Origin of the sequence: Fenollaria massiliensis (assembly GCF_023347705.1) — a bacterium.
In the GTDB taxonomy this organism is placed as follows: Bacteria; Bacillota; Clostridia; order Tissierellales; family Peptoniphilaceae; genus Fenollaria; species Fenollaria massiliensis.
The window spans coordinates 410,102-429,096 of record NZ_CP096649.1; the positions used below are offsets into that span (position 1 = coordinate 410,102).

At 32.4% G+C, this 18,995-nt stretch carries 20 protein-coding genes; 13 read left to right on the top strand and 7 right to left on the bottom strand.

Translation table 11 applies throughout. The annotated features are described in order from the left end of the window. Positions 1-7: 7 nt before the first annotated feature. The 7 genes from M1R53_RS02065 to M1R53_RS02095 are packed head-to-tail and all read right to left on the bottom strand — an operon-like array spanning position 8 to position 5,622. Positions 8-211 carry a hypothetical protein gene (locus M1R53_RS02065; protein ID WP_085840557.1) on the bottom strand — a complete coding sequence of 68 codons (204 nt, stop codon included), beginning with the start codon at positions 209-211 and terminating at the stop codon, positions 8-10. Positions 212-215: 4 nt separating this feature from the next. Then, positions 216-668, bottom strand: a complete 453-nt coding sequence (locus M1R53_RS02070; RefSeq protein ID WP_249242894.1) for a hypothetical protein — start codon at positions 666-668, stop codon at positions 216-218. After that, positions 668-1,756, bottom strand: coding sequence for an FAD:protein FMN transferase (locus M1R53_RS02075; RefSeq protein ID WP_249242895.1), 1,089 nt, complete (start codon positions 1,754-1,756; stop codon positions 668-670). The genes M1R53_RS02070 and M1R53_RS02075 overlap by 1 nt, the downstream gene beginning before the upstream one ends. 50 nt (positions 1,757-1,806) lie before the next feature. After that, positions 1,807-2,856 carry a DHHW family protein gene (locus M1R53_RS02080; protein WP_249242896.1) on the bottom strand — a complete coding sequence of 350 codons (1,050 nt, stop codon included), beginning with the start codon at positions 2,854-2,856 and terminating at the stop codon, positions 1,807-1,809. A 9-nt stretch (positions 2,857-2,865) separates the two neighbouring features. Next, positions 2,866-4,245 (bottom strand): MBOAT family O-acyltransferase, encoded by a 1,380-nt coding sequence (locus tag M1R53_RS02085; protein ID WP_249242897.1) that lies wholly within the window; start codon positions 4,243-4,245, stop codon positions 2,866-2,868. Further along, positions 4,245-4,700 carry a DUF4358 domain-containing protein gene (locus M1R53_RS02090; RefSeq protein ID WP_085840553.1) on the bottom strand — a complete coding sequence of 152 codons (456 nt, stop codon included), beginning with the start codon at positions 4,698-4,700 and terminating at the stop codon, positions 4,245-4,247. The genes M1R53_RS02085 and M1R53_RS02090 overlap by 1 nt, the downstream gene beginning before the upstream one ends. 13 nt (positions 4,701-4,713) lie before the next feature. Then, the gene (locus tag M1R53_RS02095) at positions 4,714-5,622 is read right to left on the bottom strand and encodes a GDSL-type esterase/lipase family protein (protein ID WP_249242898.1); all 909 of its coding nucleotides are present in this window, start codon (positions 5,620-5,622) and stop codon (positions 4,714-4,716) included. A 291-nt stretch (positions 5,623-5,913) separates the two neighbouring features. Here M1R53_RS02095 and M1R53_RS02100 point away from each other — a divergent pair, with 291 nt between their 5' ends. The 13 genes from M1R53_RS02100 to serS all read left to right on the top strand — a co-directional run bounded on the left by M1R53_RS02100 (position 5,914) and on the right by serS (position 18,941). Beyond that, a complete protein-coding gene (locus M1R53_RS02100) occupies positions 5,914-6,555 on the top strand; it encodes a hypothetical protein (RefSeq protein ID WP_249242899.1) in 642 nt (213 codons plus the stop codon). A gap of 323 nt (positions 6,556-6,878) precedes the next feature. Then, on the top strand, positions 6,879-7,064 hold the full coding sequence (locus M1R53_RS02105; protein ID WP_249242900.1) for a hypothetical protein: 186 nt from the start codon (positions 6,879-6,881) through the stop codon (positions 7,062-7,064). Further along, positions 7,054-8,478 (top strand): TldD/PmbA family protein, encoded by a 1,425-nt coding sequence (locus M1R53_RS02110; protein ID WP_249242901.1) that lies wholly within the window; start codon positions 7,054-7,056, stop codon positions 8,476-8,478. The genes M1R53_RS02105 and M1R53_RS02110 overlap by 11 nt, the downstream gene beginning before the upstream one ends. Further along, complete coding sequence (locus tag M1R53_RS02115; protein ID WP_249242902.1) at positions 8,478-9,758, top strand: metallopeptidase TldD-related protein; 1,281 nt, start codon at positions 8,478-8,480, stop codon at positions 9,756-9,758. Before M1R53_RS02110 ends, M1R53_RS02115 begins: the two co-directional genes overlap by 1 nt. Continuing rightward, positions 9,758-10,426 carry an orotate phosphoribosyltransferase gene (pyrE, locus tag M1R53_RS02120; protein WP_249242903.1) on the top strand — a complete coding sequence of 223 codons (669 nt, stop codon included), beginning with the start codon at positions 9,758-9,760 and terminating at the stop codon, positions 10,424-10,426. The genes M1R53_RS02115 and pyrE overlap by 1 nt, the downstream gene beginning before the upstream one ends. After that, entirely contained in the window at positions 10,426-11,325 is a 900-nt protein-coding gene (locus M1R53_RS02125) for a DUF2232 domain-containing protein (RefSeq protein ID WP_249242904.1), read from the top strand. Before pyrE ends, M1R53_RS02125 begins: the two co-directional genes overlap by 1 nt. 1 nt (position 11,326) lies before the next feature. Further along, positions 11,327-13,336: a DHH family phosphoesterase gene (locus tag M1R53_RS02130; RefSeq protein WP_249242905.1), complete on the top strand. Its 2,010-nt coding sequence runs from the start codon at positions 11,327-11,329 to the stop codon at positions 13,334-13,336. Beyond that, complete coding sequence (gene rplI / locus M1R53_RS02135) at positions 13,336-13,779, top strand: 50S ribosomal protein L9 (protein WP_019214935.1); 444 nt, start codon at positions 13,336-13,338, stop codon at positions 13,777-13,779. The genes M1R53_RS02130 and rplI overlap by 1 nt, the downstream gene beginning before the upstream one ends. A 9-nt stretch (positions 13,780-13,788) precedes the next feature. Continuing rightward, positions 13,789-15,117 carry a replicative DNA helicase gene (dnaB, locus tag M1R53_RS02140; protein WP_249242906.1) on the top strand — a complete coding sequence of 443 codons (1,329 nt, stop codon included), beginning with the start codon at positions 13,789-13,791 and terminating at the stop codon, positions 15,115-15,117. Next, a complete protein-coding gene (locus tag M1R53_RS02145) occupies positions 15,110-15,700 on the top strand; it encodes a GNAT family N-acetyltransferase (protein ID WP_249242907.1) in 591 nt (196 codons plus the stop codon). Before dnaB ends, M1R53_RS02145 begins: the two co-directional genes overlap by 8 nt. Next, positions 15,675-16,742, top strand: a complete 1,068-nt coding sequence (locus M1R53_RS02150) for a DnaD domain protein (RefSeq protein ID WP_249242908.1) — start codon at positions 15,675-15,677, stop codon at positions 16,740-16,742. The genes M1R53_RS02145 and M1R53_RS02150 overlap by 26 nt, the downstream gene beginning before the upstream one ends. A gap of 1 nt (position 16,743) precedes the next feature. Continuing rightward, entirely contained in the window at positions 16,744-17,658 is a 915-nt protein-coding gene (locus M1R53_RS02155) for an ATP-binding protein (RefSeq protein WP_249242909.1), read from the top strand. Positions 17,659-17,669: 11 nt separating this feature from the next. Further along, positions 17,670-18,941, top strand: a complete 1,272-nt coding sequence (serS, locus tag M1R53_RS02160; protein ID WP_249242910.1) for a serine--tRNA ligase — start codon at positions 17,670-17,672, stop codon at positions 18,939-18,941. Positions 18,942-18,995 lie beyond the last annotated feature (54 nt).

The window sequence follows — 18,995 nt, forward strand, 5'->3', positions numbered from 1 at the left end:
ATTTTAATTATTCTTCAGTATTTTTTTCTTCGATTGAATTATTTTCTTCTTTTTTCGAATTTTCTATAAGTTCTTTTTCTTCCTTAGTAATAAGTCTTGTGCCAGCCTTTGACATCTTAGGGATATTGTTAATCTTATTTTTAAGTGCGTCAAATTTTTCATTAGTCTCTTTCATTAGATCCATGAATTTGTCATCAATATTTTTTGCCATATTATCACTTCCTTAAATTGTATTTGCTAATTACACCTAGTGAATAGAGAAGCTTTGTCAGTAAAAATCCAATAAATGATGTGATAGCGTTTACTGGTATGAAAAAACTTTTCAAAATTAGGTACATAGCTTGATTAATTATATTGAATATAAAATATTTCTCTGTAAATAGCTCTGCTTTTATATAAAATTTTGAAAAAATCAGCGAGGCTATAAATATGATTAGGCCTATAAATATGATTAAGTTGTACGATTTAAGCGCTTTATTTTTTCTATATTTTGTATTTACTAAAAATCCTGATAAATAGAATAGTATCAGTATTATTAATGAATAAAGTATCATTACTATCCTTAAAACTAAGGGACTAGTAAGCTTTTTTAGTGAAAGCATCATAAATACTGCCACTACTGTGATTAAAATATATGATAAAAGTGCTTTTATTGTGTTCTTAATCATTAGTTTGTTGCTCCTAAAGATTTGGAGTAGTGCTTAAGTCCATCTGTATAAAATTCAGTATTATCAAAGTTTATCCACAATGCTTCAGTGTCAGGGAAGTCCTTAATTGTTTCAGCGCCTTCTTCATAAGTCATTGTAAATAGTAGTGTTGATAAAAAATCAGCTATGCCTGAGTCTTTAGTGATTACAGTGACAGCTCTAAAATTTCTTGCGCTAGATAAAGTTCTTGTATCAATGATGTGATTGTATTTAACGTTGTCAAGTCCATAGAAATATCTTTGATAATCACCAGATGTAACTATTGATTTATCCATAGTATATAAAATATCATAAATTTCTGAGTCGCCTTCCTTCATCTCTGAAGCAGAGTAAGGATTTTCAACGCCTACAGTCCATTTTCTCTTAGTTTCTCCGTTAGGGTGGCCGATAGTTTTAACGTTACCACCAGCACTGATGACTACTGAATCAAAGCCTTCGTCTTTAAGCTCGTTACATATAAGTTCAACAGCGTAGCCCTTGGCAACTGAGCCAAGATTTATTTTAGTTCTCTCATCTGTTATATATACAGTACTTTCTTCTTTATCAATGATAATATTATTTAATGAAGCGTATTTTGCTCTCTCTTTTAGCTCGTCTATATCTGGTGTAGCTGCCTTTAATTCGTCATTTTCATAAGCTTCGGTCATACTCTTTTCCCAAAGCTCGATTATAGCGCCAAAAGCAATGTTTACGCGAGAATCATATTTTAAGCCAAGAGTTTTTGATTGAGATATAAGATTAATTAGTGCTTCATCAACCTTAACTTTTTCTTTGCCAGCCATCTTATTTATAGTATAGACATTGTTTAAGCCTTCATGTTCCTTGTGGCAGTCAAATAAATTATCATAATATTTTAATTTTTCAGCTAATTTTTTATCAAATTTATCTGCTTCTTCTTGAGTAAAGAAGTAGCCAGTCGCCTTAACTAAAGTATCGAAGCTATCGAAATAATCAAATGAAAATTTCATTCTTACCTTTGGTTTGCACGATGCTAGTAAGCTAAATAATAAAACTAGTGCTATCATTAACGATATTCTTCTTTTATTCATAGTTTCACCTCTAAGTATATAATACAACAAAAAGCTCGATTTTTCAAGATTTAATTAAGTCCGTTCACGCTGCCAAGAACTAAACATGTGTCAATTTCTTTTTCATGAACAAAATCATTGATATTTTGATTAAAGAAACGTTTGTCAATCATGTATATAGTTTTGAAATCATTTGTGAATAGACTTGCAACTGCGTTTGCGAATGAGTCCTTTATAATAAGTAGAGTTTTTGAAGAGGCTTCGTTGCCACTTATTTCAACAAGACCATAGTTACCACTAAAAAGTGCTTTGTATTTATCTTTGTTTTTGAATTCATCCTTGTTAAGCACTTTTATATCTTTATCGTCGCCTTTAACCTTGATCTCGTCATAATTTATTGGCAAGTAAAATAATATTTCATCTAGAGCGCTATTATAATAAGAAGACTTTGAATCAAGTGAGCCTCTAAAATTTTCACAAGTGACTTTTTCAATTGTCTTCATCTCATCAAGACCCATGGATTTAGCTATATCTTTATAAGCAAGGTAAGCGCCTTCACGCCAGTGGTGATCAGACTTGTAGAAGATGTATTCCTCTTTGTGATCCATCATAAGCTTATATAAATCGATGTAATTGCCTTTGATTTCATTTTTGTATCTATTTAGAACCATTGTTTCATCGCTAAATGTAGCGCCTTTCGGAAGATTTTCTCTATAAACTTCGCCTTTATCGGGGCAGATGGCTATGAATTTATTTTTTACATCGATATCGTTTATATACTTAATAAATTTATTCACTTTATTTGCATCATAAATATATTTTTCATAATAATTTTTGTCCGTGCCGATATAAACGCCGTTAAATTCTCTTTTGCCAAGAGCGTAGTCAAGTCTTGATCTTGCACCAACTAGAGCATCTTTCATTATAAATTGATCCTTGCAATAGGCCTCGAATTTTTTAGTGAAGTCACCATTTTTAAGTGAAAAAAATGAAAATTTTGGAAGTTCTTCTAAAACTCTATTTTCATTTTGGCTAAAAGTTTTATCTTTAGCAAAAATATTTGCGATTAAAACTGAGCTTATAAATATAAAGAATAATATTTTTAATAATTTATCTTTCATATATATCACCTAAAATCTAAAATACAAGAATGGGTTGTAGGACTCGCTAATTAGTGACATTGTCACAAGTATTAAAAGGATGAATAAAAAAGCAATTTCTAAATAAGATGTTTTTCTATCCTTATCAATAAGTTTTTTGCATACGCCAAGCGATAAAAGCGCACCAACGATTAGATAAAAACCATACTCTTTTAAGTAAAAATACGCTTCTAAGGATGAGAAATTTTTAAAATTGAACATTGCCTTTATAAATGGACCTATCTCAGTCACTTTAAACTCAAATATTACCCAGCCAATAATTATAAACAGAATTGCATATATATGTTTTATAAAATTTGGTGCCTTATCAAGTGCTTTTGCATAAACAAATTTTTCTAAAACTAGCAAAATAAAATAGTATAGACCCCATAAAATGAAGTTAAAGTCCGCTCCATGCCAAAAACCTGTTAAAAACCACGTGATAAATAAGTTTAGTATCTGTCTTGGTAATTTTACTCTGTTACCGCCAAGTGGTATGTAGACATAGTTTCTGAACCATAGTGATAAACTCATGTGCCAGCGTCTCCAAAACTCAGTTATTGACTTGGAAATGTATGGGAAATTAAAGTTTTCTAAAAAGTCAAAGCCAAGCATGCGGCCCAAACCTATTGCCATGTCTGAGTAGCCACTAAAGTCAAAATAAATTTGCAAGGTGAAGGCGATGATGCCAAGCCAAGCCATTGACGATGGTAGAGATGCTATCTCTTTCGCAAGAATTATTTTATATAGCTCACCAAGTTTATTTGCAATCAAAACTTTTTTAGCAAGACCATAAACAAACCTCTTTATGCCATAGGCGATGGAATTGTCAGAAAAGTCTCTATTTTTTAGTTGATTAAATATATCGATGTATCTAACTATAGGTCCAGCGACAAGCTGAGGAAACATCGCAACATAAGCGCTGTAGTCAAAAAAGCTGTTTGACGCTTCGACCTCGCCTCTATATACATCTATTGTGTAGCTAAGCGTTTGGAATGTATAGAAGGATATACCAAGAGGCAGACTTAAATTATTTGCGCTAATATTTAAATTAAATAAATAATTTAAATTATCAATCACAAAATTGTAGTACTTAAAGAAAAAAAGCAGACCAATATTGACAATTACACTCAATATAAGGACTGCTTTGCGTTTCCATTCATCTTTAAATTTATTTAAAAGTCTTCCATTGCAGTAATCAAATACACTGGAAAAAAGCATTATCCCTACATATATCGGCTCGCCCCACGCATAAAAGATGAGTGAGAGTATAAAGAGCGTGAAGTTCTTTATCTTTTTTGGCGATATATAGTATAAGAATAATGCAATTGGTAAGAATACGTATAAGAATAAAAGTGAAGAGAATACCATTACTTATAAAGCTCTGCTAAAGCCTTCTTAACATCTTCAGACTTTTCTGAAATTACTAGTACGATAGTCTTGCCATGTTCTTCATATACGCTGTCTTCAACAAGCTTTGCTTGATCAGGAGCGTAGTCTTTATAAATTTTTATAAGATTTTCTTTATATGCATCAATTTTTTCTTTAAATTCACTTGCATCACTTGCATTTTTTAGTCTTAACAATAGCACTGCGTTTGTATTTAAATTAGTTTGAGGACCATACATCTCATAAGAATCGATTTTTTCCGTATCAAAATCAAAAGTGTCCTTTAGATAAGAATCTTCTTCTTCCTTAGAAAAAGTAGAAAAATCAATAGTATCTTTAAGTTTGTCCTTAATATCATTAAGGCTTACGTCCTTACTAGAGCATCCCACCATAAATATCATAAGTGCTACGCTTAAAATTATTAATATCTTTTTCATAATAAACCTGCCTTTAACTGTTTATATTTTTAACTTCATTTAACCAAACCTTGTGGAATTTACTCTTTAAGTGCATTCCATCAGGTTCAAAGTAATTTTGATTCTCATTTAATAGATAAGAAAAATCTAAAAAGTCAAGTCCTCTCTCACTTGCTATAGATTTAATAACACTATTAAATGAATTTATCTTAGTATTATTTACCCTTGCATCTTCTTTCTCATCCAAAGCCTTGCTCACAGGGAAGATCGCTTGAAGATAAATTTTGGCATTAGGAAACTTAGCTTGAAGTGCATCAAGCATAGCCACATATCTTTCTTTAAACTTTTCCTCAGTTTTAACAAAGACAGAGTCATTAAGACCCATCATTAGATAAATATTTTTTGGCTCAATACCAAATTTTTCATTTGGAAGAAGCTTTCTAAGAGTATCAGTATTTAAACCAATCTTAGAAAAAACATTGTTTTCGTAAAGAAATTTATAGTATTTAAGCTCTTCAGTGATGGAGTCACCGATGAAAAGGTCATTTTTAAAGAATTCTGTATAAACCGATATAGGAACAGTATTTACAGAAGATTTAGCAACCTTAACATTTTTAAATGCCTTAGGATCAATTTCTTTACCCTTTTCAAGTAGCTTTGCAAGTTCTTCTTCCTTGACTTTTTTTCTATAAGCTAAAAGTTCTTTTTCTCTAATTGAAAAATTATAGTTATAAATTTCTTTATCTACTAAATTTTTAACAATATCTGCTTGTTTAATACCTTCAAAAACTTCATCAAGATTTATTTTTTCTTTTTTATTATTTAATTTATGATTATTATATAAAAAATATATTGCACCCAATATAATAAGAATAAATATTATTGAAGAAAATATTCTTCTTGATTTTCTTTTTTTTCTTCTATATTCAAAATTATCTCTCATTAATTACACCCCTATTTATTTCGAAATGATTTTTATGAAACAAAATTATATAATTTCATTTTTTTGAAATAATTTTATGCATAAAAATAAAGTTTTCATTCGAAATATCTCTTTCAATATTATATAATGTAAATGTAGAAAATTCAATACTCTTTGCCCAAATTATTGAAAAATGATATGAAGAATTTGTCATAAGTTGTAACATTTATGTCATAATTTAATTAAAAAACTTTAACTAGACATTTGTTAAAAATTTTGTTAAAATAAGACATACAATTTAGGAGGGACAAAATGAATAGGAAAAAATTTATTATTACATTTTTACTATTGTTTGTTTTTCTTTGTGGATATTTTTTAAATAGTACAGGAACTATGGCGCAAAGGGAAGATGAAAACAATCAAAACAATAATCAAGAAGATATAGATATGATTATTAACTACAATGAAGATGATATGGTAAATAAAAGAGATGGTGAGATGATTGCTAACATAGACGAACTAGTTTTAGTTATGGTAGAAGAAGAAAAGAATCTTACATACGATGTTTATCAAAAAACAAATTTAAGTGTAGAAGAGTTTAATAAAGTATTAGCAAAGACAGCACTTGCTGGACAAGGCGAAAGCTTTAAGGCACTTGAAGATGAGTTTGGAGTTAATGGCATATTTGCTATAGCTGTTTCAATCGCTGAAGCGGGCTGGGATGGCAGACAAGCTAATAAGAACAATTTTTACGGTATGAGAGGAGCCAACGGCTACCTAAGCTTTAATACACCAAAGGATAATATTTTATACTTTGGAGAATTAATTACAAAAAGCACATACAAGGGAAAAACATTAAAAACATTTGCAAAGATATATTGCCCACCACGTCACAAGAAGTGGCACTCAGACGTTGTTTGGATCATGGGTAAGTTAATGGAAGAAATTAAATAAGATTTAGAAGAAATTTATAAATATTAAATTAAATAGTAAAATAGTAAAATAGTAAAATGTAATAGATAAGCTTGCAATTATTTGCAGGCTTATTTTTTATGTGTAATTATATTTTAATCATGAAACTATATTTAATTATTAAAAAATTATTTTAAGATAATCATGATTAACTCATTATAAAAAAATTATTTAAAAGTCATGAATCATTAGTAAGAAATATATATTCGTTTTAAAAATTATAAATATATTAGTAATTTTTTAATGTATAATTATTATTGATAAATATAATTCATATGTGATATAATATCTAAAGAGGTGTGAGTATGAACGGAAAATATTTAATCAAAGCAGCATTTATAATTCTACTAGCATTTACAATAGCTAATGTAGTACATAAACCCATAGCGGGTTATACAGTTCCAGCACTAGCTATAGTTGATGTACTTTTGATCGTAGGCTTATGTACAAGTAAACCTGAGAGAAAGGAGAAAAAGACTGATGAAAAATAAATTATCACAGTTCTTAGTAGATGCAAAGGAATGCCTTTTAAAGACAGTTGACTTGCTTAGCAAGGACTTTGACTATGTATCGATACTTGCTACTGATACTGACTCTACTAATTATATGGTATCAAAGAGCATAACACGTGTCGGTGAAGGCATGGACAGCGAGAGAGGCTTCGTAGCACGTGTATATAACAATGATTATTACGGTGAAGTATCTTTTGATAAAATTCAAAGCCCAGAAGAGCTCTCCAAGAAGATAAAAAAAGAAATTACTGAAAATTATAATTTTTATAAGAAGAATAATTTTTCTATGAGAAAATACTCTTTAATAGATGAGGAAGAATTCGTAAAGGATTTTTCATCTGATTTAGAAATTTCTCTTGATGATATGAGTGTTCAAGAGAAAATAAATTATTTAACAGAAATTAAGGACAAGATGCTTAAAGAGTCTGATCTAGTTGTTTCTGCGAGAGCTATGTACATAGAAACTGAAGTTAGAAAGCTTTTTGTTTCTAAGAAGATGTGTTTAAATCAAGCATATACTTTTACTAGCGTCATGGCTGAAGCTGACGTTCAAAAGGACGACGACTTTAGATATGATTACAAGGGCGTAAGTAGATTAGGAGGTTTGGAAGTACTTAAGGAGCTTGACAAGATATATAAAGAAGTGGTTCATAATGCAATTGAACTTCTTGGATCAGAACTTGTTAAACCTGGTTACTATGATTTAATTAGTGCACCAGACATAACTGGACTACTTGCTCACGAAGCTTTTGGTCACGGAGTAGAGATGGATATGTTTGTTAAGGACAGAGCTTTGGCAAAGGACTATGTCAATAAAAGAGTGGCAAGTGACATAACTACAATGCATGACGGCGCCACAGCCATTGGCGAATGCTCAAGCTATAGCTTTGACGATGAAGGCACTTTAGCGTCTGATACTGTTATTATTGAAAATGGTATACTTAGAAGAGGTATGGCGGATAAGCTATCTGCAATGTCTTTAGGCGTAAAGCCAACAGGCAATGGCAAGAGAGAGTCTTTCAGAAGAAAGGCTTATACAAGAATGACAAATACTTTCTTTGAAGGCGGCAAGGACAGCGTTGACGATATGATTAGGTCCATTGACTACGGATTTTTGCTTGATGGCATGAACAATGGTATGGAAGACCCTAAGAACTGGGGAATTCAATGCACTGCAATGAAGGCGAGAGAGATAAAGGACGGTAAATTAACCGGAAAAGTATTTAGTCCAGCAACACTAACAGGCTATGTGCCTGATGTGCTTGAGTCTATATCTATGGTTTCTGGCGAAATCGAAATGAATGGCGCTGGTTACTGCGGCAAAGGATATAAGGAATGGGTTAAGACTTCAACTGGTGGTAGCTACTTAAAATTTAAGGGGAGATTAAGCTAATGGACAGAATTAAAAATATTATTGATATAATAAAAGAAAATAAAGAAATCTCTGATTTTAAGTTAATTAGAAAGAAAACATCTAGCAAGGAGCTTTTCTTAATAAGAGATCAGGTAGATATGGACAGAAGCGTTGAGACTGATGACGTGAGTGTGACTATATATGCTGATACTGAAGAAGATGGCAAAAAATTTAGAGGAGACTCTTCATTTAATACAGCTCCATCAGATAGTGATGAAGAAATTGCAAGAAAAGTAGCTCTTGCTTATGAAAGAGCAAAATTCATTAAGAATAAATATTTTCCTTTAGCTGAAGGAACTATATTGACAGATGAAAAAGATTATATAAACGAGCTTGAGACTATAAAAAAGGTGAAGGACATAGTATACAAGGATTATGGAACAAAATCCAAGATAAACTCATGCGAAATCTTTGTTAATAATATAGAAGAAAATCTTGTGAACTCAAAGAGCTGCGACTGCAAGTCTAAAAAGAGCGAGATAATCGTTGAATCAATTGCAGATGCATGTGGTGAAGCGGGCTCAATCGAGGTTTATAGAATGTTTACTTTTTCTAAGCTAAATGAAAAAGAATTTGAAGAAAATATTTATGAAGAGCTTAAAGAGGCAGAGGATAGAGCTATGTCTAAGCCAGCTGAGCCAATTGAATCAGTTGATGTAATCATCACTGGTCTAGATGTTCCAGCCTTCTTTAACTTTTATGATTATCAAGCAAGCGGCTCAACTCATTATATGAAGCTAAATAAATTAAAATTAAATGAAGAGGCTCATAAAGGAGCCAAGGGTGATCTTGTAAATATCACTTTAAAGCCTGAGATTGAAGGTTCCGTGCATAATAGCAAGTATGACAGCGATGGTGTTAAACTAAAAGAAACACAAATATTTAAGGACGGCAAGATGATAAATTTATCTGCTGGACAAAGATTCGCGTCATACATGGGCATTGAGCCTACAGGTAATTTAGTAAATATCGAAGTAGCTCCTGGATCTATGTCAATCGATGAGATGAGAAAGAATAGACACCTTGAGATAAAGAGTTTCTCAAGTTTCCAAGCAGATGCTTCCATCGGTATATTTGGCGGTGAGTTTAGACTTGCCAAGTATTTTGACGGCAAAGAAACAAAAATCATTAACAACGGTGCTTTTTCAGCTAATATCATGGAAAAAGGTTTGGATATGTATTTTTCTAAAGAGATGATTCATATAGATAATTACTATGGACCAAAATATATTTTAATTAAGGATGTGAACATAGGATAATGTCATACAAAGAAGATTTTATACATTTAATGCTTAAATCAGATGTTTTAAAGTTTGGCGATTTCAAGACTAAGTCTGGAAGGATGAGTCCATATTTCATAAACACTGGATTTTTTAATAATTCTGAAGAGATAGCTAAGCTTGGCGACTTTTATGCAAAAGCTTACATGGACAATATTAAATTAGATAAGCCATTGCTATTCGGCCCAGCATATAAGGGAATACCGCTAGTGGTTTCTTGTGCTGTAAGTCTTTACAAAAACTATGGCCTTGAGATTGGCTACTCATTTAATAGAAAAGAAGCAAAGGATCACGGCGAAAAAGGAATTTTTGTTGGAGAGACTCCAAATGCTGATTCAGATGTAGTTATCATCGAAGATGTAATCACTGCAGGAACTGCTGTTAGAGAGTCCATTGATATACTTAAACACTATGATGCAAAGGTCAAGGCTCTAATCGTCTCTGTTAATAGGATGGAGAGAGGTAGTGGCGATAAGTCAGCTATTCACGAGCTTGAAGACGATTATGGCGTTAAAGTTTATTCGATACTTGATATAAAATTTATCGCTGACTACTTAAGAAATAAAGAAATTGATGGTAAAGTATATATAGACGAAGAGATGTACGCAAAGATTATGAAGCATCTCGATACTTATAAGGAAAGATAATGCAAATAGAGAATAAAAATCTTGAGACGGCTATAAGTTTTGTAGTCTTAACGCTAACCATGTTTATAACAAGGTACTTAGGCATCTTTGCGATGCCATTCGTACTTGGAGCTTATCTAATGAATTCGATTGAGAATAAAGATTACAGCTCAATATATTTATACATGGCTTCACTTGGCGTCTTGGCAATATTTTTAGAGCCAGCGTTTATATTTGAAAAGGCCATATTAGGTTTGCCATTCTTAATAATAGCTGTCACTTTAATCAAAATGAAAATGAGAGGCGATAAGCTGCTTTTAGCGATGACGCTTACTTTGGTGGTCTCAAGTATAGTTTATATAATTTTCTTAAGAGATATTTTCAATATAAATCTCATAGAAGTTTTTAATAAAAGTTTAGACAAGCAAATGGAGCTCGTTAAATCTTATGAGGGCGAACTTATTTTTGACAAGGACATGGTGAGTCTAGCGTATCAAGAGTTTAAAAAGTACTTAGCAAGCACTGTCTTTTTTCTAGCATTTATAGCCTCTTTCATAGCTTTAAAACTGCCTCATTATATAATAAGAAAAAGAGGCGATGTCAATATAACAGAGCCATTTATTGAAGCATTAAAATTTAAAAGATCAGCATTTTATTTAATGCTAACAATTCTTTTGATTTTTATGCTAACAGATTTAGGAATAAATGAGCTTATAATTGACAATATATCTTTAATGATATTTATGAGCTTAGCTGTACAAGGACTTTCTTTTGTGATGTTTACATTAAAAATACGCTACAAAAAAACAGTCGCGGCAAATTTATATTTTGCCATATCCATATTTTTCTTAGGAATAATGTTTTTTATAAATATAATATTTGGCTTCATAGACGGTACTACAAGGATAAGGGGTGCATAAGATGTTTAAAAAAATCGAAGCATATGTAAAAGAAAATTTAATAGAAGTGATTTTTGAGCTTGCTTTAGTTATAATGCTTATGATATTAAATATCATCATAGGTTTTATTGCACTTGTAATCTTTGTTTCGCTACACATAAGATTCTTGCAAGATTTTGAAGACCAAACTACACTTATGCAAAAGAATTTTGAAAATATAGAGGAAACTATTGACTCGTTAACAAAACAAGCTGTATTTAAGATGCCATTTCCTATGGTTATCATTAATCAAGATGGTGAAATTAACTGGTATAACAGTAAATTTATCAAAATGCTTGAAATTGATGGCGAGCCTGAAGATAACATTCTTGACGCTATATCATCAATTAATCTAAATGAAATTTTAAGCGCAGGCGATGAGCCACTTAAAATTTTATATAGAGATAACTACTATCAAGTTTATGTTAATAAAGTTAAATCAAAAGACAGCAAAGACAGAGAAATGCTTCTTCTTTACTGGATTAACAGAACTGATTTAAAAGAAGCAAAGGACACTATTGACAAGGAAAAGATTGCGACTATACTATTATATATAGATAACCTTGATGAAGTTAAAAGCAGTGTTGAGGACAGTGCTAGAGCGACTATTACTGGTAATGTTGAGACTGAGATCATAAATTATTTTAATGCTTATGAAGCAACTGTTAGAAAATATGATGATGATAGGTATTTAATCATTGCAAATAATGAAAATCTTCAAAAGATTATACAAAAGAAATTTGATATTCTTGATAGGGTTCGTGATTTAAAAGTACAAAGTATAATACCACTAACTCTATCAATTTCAGCGACAACTGATGGAGAAACACCTCTTAAGCAATACGAGATTGCTAGAAACACTATGGATATAGCTTTAGGTAGAGGCGGTGACCAAGCAGTTCTTAGAAGAGGACACAATTACGAGTATTTTGGCGGAAAATCAAAAGCAGTTGAAAAAACTACCAAGGTTAAGGCCAGAGTTGTTGGTGGTGCACTAAGATCACTTATAGATGACGCATCAAACGTAGTTATCATGCCTCATAAAAACGCTGATATGGACGCAATCGGCTCAGCTATCGGCGTAGTAAAGCTTGTTAGAATGAGAGGTAAGACTGCCTATATCGCACTTAACTCAGTTAATATGAGTATTAGAAATATCATGGCTAGACTTAAAGAAGAAGAAAGTCTTAATGGTGTTGTAAGGACTGAGGCTGAACTTAGCTCACTAATTGATGATAAAACTTTACTTATAGTTGTCGATCATCATAAAAAATCAATCTCTGAGGCACCAGATTTAGTTGATCAAATTAGAGACAGGGTAGTTATAGACCACCACAGAAGAAGCGGTGAATTTATTGAATCGACTGAACTTGTATTTTTAGAGCCTTATGCATCTAGTACAGCGGAGCTTGTAACAGAGCTATTCACATATATGACTGACAATGTTGTTTTAAGCAAGTTTGAGGCAGAGGCATTACTTGCAGGAATTACAGTTGATACAAAGAATTTTACTGTTCAAACTGGTGTAAGGACATTTGAGGCAGCATCAATGCTTAGAAGGTTTGGAGCTGATCCTGAAGTAGTTAAGAAATACTTTAAAGAAGATTACATGGTTATTAAGAATAGGGCTGACATAGTCAGACAGTCAGAAATATTTATGGATGATACTATTATTGGTATACTTGAAGATAAGGTTGATAACTCAATACTTATAGCAGCACAAGCAGCAGATGAGATGCTAAGCATCAATGGCATGAAGGCTTCCTTCGTTGCGGTTAAGATCTCAAATAACGAAACACATGTATCAGCTAGATCACTTGGCGAGATAAGCGTGCAATTAATTATGGAAAAGCTTGGAGGCGGCGGCCACTTAAATCAAGCAGCTACTAGGATAGATTTATCAGTTGATTTGGCTGTTGAAGAATTAAAGAGAAAAATTAAAGAATATAAAGACGAAGAAAAAGAATCTAAGAAAGAAGAAGGTGTTAAATAATGAAAGTTATACTAATTGAAGACGTTAAAGGCCTTGGCAAAAAAGGTGAGATGGTTAATAGTAAGGACGGTTACGCAAGAAATTTCTTGTTTCCAAAAAAACTTGCTTTAGAAGCTACTGATGAAAACATAAAGCAATGGAAAGAAGAGCAAGCCGAACTAAAAGCTAAAATCGAAAAAGAAACTAAAGAAGCAAATGCGATCAAAGCAGATATAGAAAAGAAAGTTCTTAAGATGAAAGCTGAAGGCGGCGCGACTGGCAAATTATTTGGCGCAGTTACATCACAAGATATACAAAAGGCTTTGCTTGAAGAATTTGGTTTAGATATTGATAAAAGAAAGATAGAGATGAAGGAAAATATTAAACAAGCAGGTGTATATACTGTAGTTTTAAGACTTTATCCACAAATCACAGCTAATTTAAGAGTAAATATAAGTATATAGGGGAGTAATATGGAAGTTTTAAGAGAATTACCTAACAACTTAATAGTTGAGCAGGAAGTTTTAGCAAATGCAATGCAAAATAAAACTGCTGCTGTCAAAGCTATTGAAGGACTTTATGAAGCTGATTTTTATAACGAGCTTCATAGAAAGATTTTCAATGCGATTAGGACTTTATTCTCTTTAAACAAGCCCATAGACCTATTGACAGTAACAGAAACACTTGAAAGAAATGAAAAAATTGATGCTGATACAATAACTTATATTGCAAATATTTATGCAAATAACGAAGGACTTAGCTCAAATCAAGATGCTTATATAGATATACTTAAGGAAAAATCTATACTTAGGAGTCTTGCAGAATTTTCTGACGAGATAAAAGCCTTATCGCTTGAAGATAAATCGCCAGCTAAGAATGTGCTTGAAAAGGCTGAAAAAGAACTTTTTGAAATTTCTCAAGGAGGTCTTAGAAACTCATTAACTGCTCTTGAAGATATTATGAGCGAAACAGTTCAAACTATAATGAAGAGGGTACAAAACAGAGGCGAGCTTAGCGGTGTAACTACAGGCTTTACTGATCTTAACTCACTTTTAGGCGGTTTTCAAAAATCAGACCTAGTGTTATTAGCGGCGAGACCATCCATGGGTAAGACTGCTCTTGCGGTTAACCTTGCAGTAAACGCAGCCAAGGCGGGCAAAAAAGTTGCCATGTTCTCTCTTGAAATGAGTAAGACACAAATCGGTCAAAGAATTTTAGCGGCATTCGCTCAAATGAACTTATCTAGCTTATTCAAGGGTGAGCTTGAAGGTACAGACCTTGTCAATCTGATTACTGCTTCAAATGAATTATCAAATTATAATCTTCATATAGATGATACAGCAGCCATTTCTTTAATAGAGCTTAAAGCAAAATTAAGAAGGCTTAAGATGGAAGAAGGCTTAGATTTAGTTGTTATTGACTATTTACAACTTATGACAACTGGCGAAAGAATTGAAAACAGAGTTCAAGAAATTTCACAAATATCAAGAGGCCTTAAGGCTATTGCTAAAGAGCTAGACGTACCTGTTTTAGCACTTTCACAGCTATCAAGAGCACTTGAACAAAGACCAGATAAAAGACCAAAACTTTCGGACTTAAGAGAATCAGGAGCCATAGAACAAGATGCGGACATAGTTATGTTCTTATATAGAGACTATGTTTACAACAAAGAAACTGAAAATCCAAATTTAGCAGAAGTAATCGTTTCAAAGCACAGAAACGGTCCTATTGGCGTGGTTAACTTAATTTGGAAAGATGAATACACAAGGTTCTTTGACGTTTCAAAGAATGCGTATGAATAATAATAAATACAGGATAAAGCCTTTAGAGCTTGAAGACGCATACAAGTTTAGTGGCTGGGAGAGAGGCAATTACTATCTTTTAAATGATTATGACTTCATTTATGAAGAGGATTGGGAAATAAAAGAGTGGCTTAAAACTAAGAAGGGCATATTTAAGCGCTATTTTGCAATTTATTATGAAGATAAGGCTATTGCCTACATTGGACTGAAAGAGATAAATATTTTAAAAAAATCTGCTGAGTTATCTATAGTCATGGACGTACGCTATCAAAATCAAGGCCATGGCTATAAAATACTTGTAGAATTTTTAAATTTTGTCTTTACTGAACTAAAATTTAAAAGAATATGGCTCGATGTTAATGCGTTTAACGAGAGAGCCATACATTTATATAAAAAATTAGGTTTTACTAAGAAGGCATATTATCTAGATACATTTAATATTCAAGATATTGATAAAACTAGAGAGGAATACATAGAAAATGAAGAAGAGTTTATACAAAATGGCAGGGAGCTGCTTTCTTATGTATATACTTATGAGATAAAGAGAGGTGAGTTTTTTGAGCTTCACGCTAGAGAAAATTAATTCAAATTTATTAGACACATCAGTTAATAATATATTTATCAGTGAGTTTATGCCTCAAGCGGACGGAACCTTCGTTAAAGTTTATCTTTTAGCGCTAAGATTTGCGCAAGATGATGACATAGAGGCGAGCAACGAGAAGATAGCCGAAGTTTTAAAAATTCCTGTTATAGATGTCGTATCAGCTTGGAGATTTTGGAAATCAGTAGGTATAGTTGATTTCGATGACGATGGTGATAGCTTGAGTTTTAGTGTCTTATTTAAAGATTTAAGAGCTCTTTATCTTAGCGGCTCATCTCTTGATAAGAACAGCGCAAATATTGCTACTAGTCAAAATACTTATGATGACGAGCTTGATATAGATGAAGGAGACTTAAGTAGCGACACTAAATTAATTATTGAAGTAAATAAGGACGACGGCGTAAAAAAGATGTTCCAAGACGTCGCCCACATAGTCAGAAGGCCCCTTAATACACAAGAGAAGATTAAGATTATCAAGTGGCTTCGTGATTACAATATCAGCTGCGAAATGATATCGCACGCTTATTCATACGCTTATGATATACTTAAGAAGAAGTCACCAGCTTATGTTGAGACCATCATCATGAATTGGTACGATAAGGGTTTTACAAATCTTTCTCAAGTTATGAGTGATTTTAACGTGATGAACGATAGCCAAAGAAATTACAATAAACTTATGCAGTCACTAGCAATGCCATTTAAAAATGTATCTGATTTTGAAAAGAAAATCATAGACAAGTGGTACGACGATTTTAATTATGGCAATGATATAATTTTAAAAGCTGCTGAAAACTTTATATACACAGCTAAGCCTTCTATCGCATATCTTGATGCAATCTTAGAAGCTTGGCACAAAGAAGGCATAAAGACAGTTGAAGACGCTGAAAGAACGAATGAGCTTTATAGGTCCGATAGAAAAAATAATAATACTAAGAAGCCAAAGGCGAGAGTAAAGGACTTTGATGAGAGAGAGTACCCAGATGATTATCTAAGCGATACCTATGAAGGCAATTGGAGGAAGTAGCATGACTTTGTTAGATGATGTTTATAGACAAAAAGCGAATATTAAGAACATTAGAGAGAGGGAGAGAAGCGAGAGGATAGAAGCTATTTATAAAAAATATCCTGAGTTTTTAAGCCTTGAGAACGAAAAAAATTCTGTGCTTAATGATTTTGCGTCTATGAATTTTACAAATTATGAAGATATTAATAAAAAGATACTTGATATAGAAGCTAAAAAACAAAAACTTATAGAGACTTATGGTCTTAATGATGCTTTCAAAGTTCATTATGACTGTGAGAAATGTGAAGACACAGGCATTTATCAATCAAAGAGATGCTCTTGCATTGACGATATGCTAAGAGAAAAAATGCTTGAGACGAATGAACTAAATACTGAGATGAGAGAAAAAAGTTTTGAAAATTTTGATGCCAATATATTTTCAGATGATGTAAGAGATGAAATGATTGAGATAAAAAAGAGTCTTGAGTCTTATGCGGATAATTTTAATAAAGAGCACAGATCCATATTTTTCTTTGGAGACGTTGGTACAGGTAAATCATTTATGGCGGTATCACTTGCAAAGAGACTTATAGAAAAGCTTATCAATGTTACATACGTGGGCTCTTATGAAATGTGCCAAACCATTAACGAAGCTATATTTAAGGCCGATGGCGACGCTGTAACGAAGAGAGATTTATTTTATAACACAGACTTTTTAATCATTGATGACCTTGGAACCGAGATAGATACACAGGTTAGCTCGAAATCTATACTTGATTTGATAAATTATAGACTAAGTAAAAATTTAAAGACGCTAATCACAAGCAATTTAAATGTTGACGCAATAAAAGAAAAGTATGGAGAGAGACTATCGTCAAGGATATTATCAAATTATTATATATATCGCTTTAAAGGACGCGATTTAAGATTAAGATAAGGAGTGATTTTATGCTAGATATAAAAAGAATTAGAAAAAATCCAGAAGAAGTATTAGAAGCTTTAAAAAAGAGACACGGAAGTTTCCCAATTGAAGAACTTCTTGAAGAAGATAAGAAGAGAAGAGAGCTTTTAACTGTTGTTGAAACAATGAAGCAAAAGCAAAATGCCATTTCAAAAGAAGTACCTAAGCTAAAGAAGGCTGGGGAAGATGTCACTCACATTTTTGAAGAGATGAAAGAGCTTTCAAACGAGATCAAGGAGTATGACCAAAAAGTTAAGGAAATAGATGACAAAATATCTGAGTACCTACTAAGTATACCAAACGTTCCTAATAAAGATGTTGTTTTTGGCAAGGATGATAGTGATAACGTTGAAGTAAAGAAGTATGGCACACCAACTGAGTTTGATTTCGAGCCAAAAGCTCACTGGGACCTTGGAACAGACCTTGATATACTTGATTTTGATAGAGCTGGTAAGATAGCTGGATCAAGATTCTCTATATTTAAAGGCGACGGAGCAAGACTTGAAAGAAGCTTAATTCAATTCATGCTTGATCTTCATACGCTTGAACAAGATTATACTGAGATGAGCACTCCATTCATGGTTAATAGAGCGTCTATGCTAGGCACAGGACAATTACCAAAGTTTGAAGATGATATGTTTTATTTACCATCAAAAGACTTTTTCTTAGTGCCAACAGCAGAAGTACCTCTAACAAATATGCTTAGAGACGAAATTGTTGATGAGAGCGATTTGCCTATCAATATAACTGAGTACACACCATGCTTCAGACAAGAAGCGGGCGCAGCAGGTAGAGACAACAGAGGACTTATTCGTAACCATCAATTTGATAAAGTTGAACTTGTTAAGTTTGTTAAACCAGAAACAAGCTATGATGAATTACAAAAATTGTTATCAGATGCTGAGGCGGTTCTTCAAAAGCTTGAAATACCATACAGAGTTGTTCAATTATCAACAGGCGACTTAGGTTTTTCATCAGCAATGACTTATGACATAGAAGTTTGGATGCCAAGCTATGGTAGATACGTTGAAATATCAAGCTGTTCGAACTTTGAGGACTTCCAAGCAAGAAGAGCCAACATTAGATATAGAAACGAAGAAGGCAAATTAAACTTCGTTCACACACTTAATGGTTCAGGACTTGCAGTTGGTAGAACATTTGCAGCACTTGTAGAAAATTATCAAAATAAAGATGGCTCAATCACTATACCAAAAGCTTTACAAAAATATTTTGGCAAGGACCGCATCGAAAAAAAATAAATCAAAAATAAAATCAAAAAATTAATTTAAATAAAAATATTAGAGCTATGCATA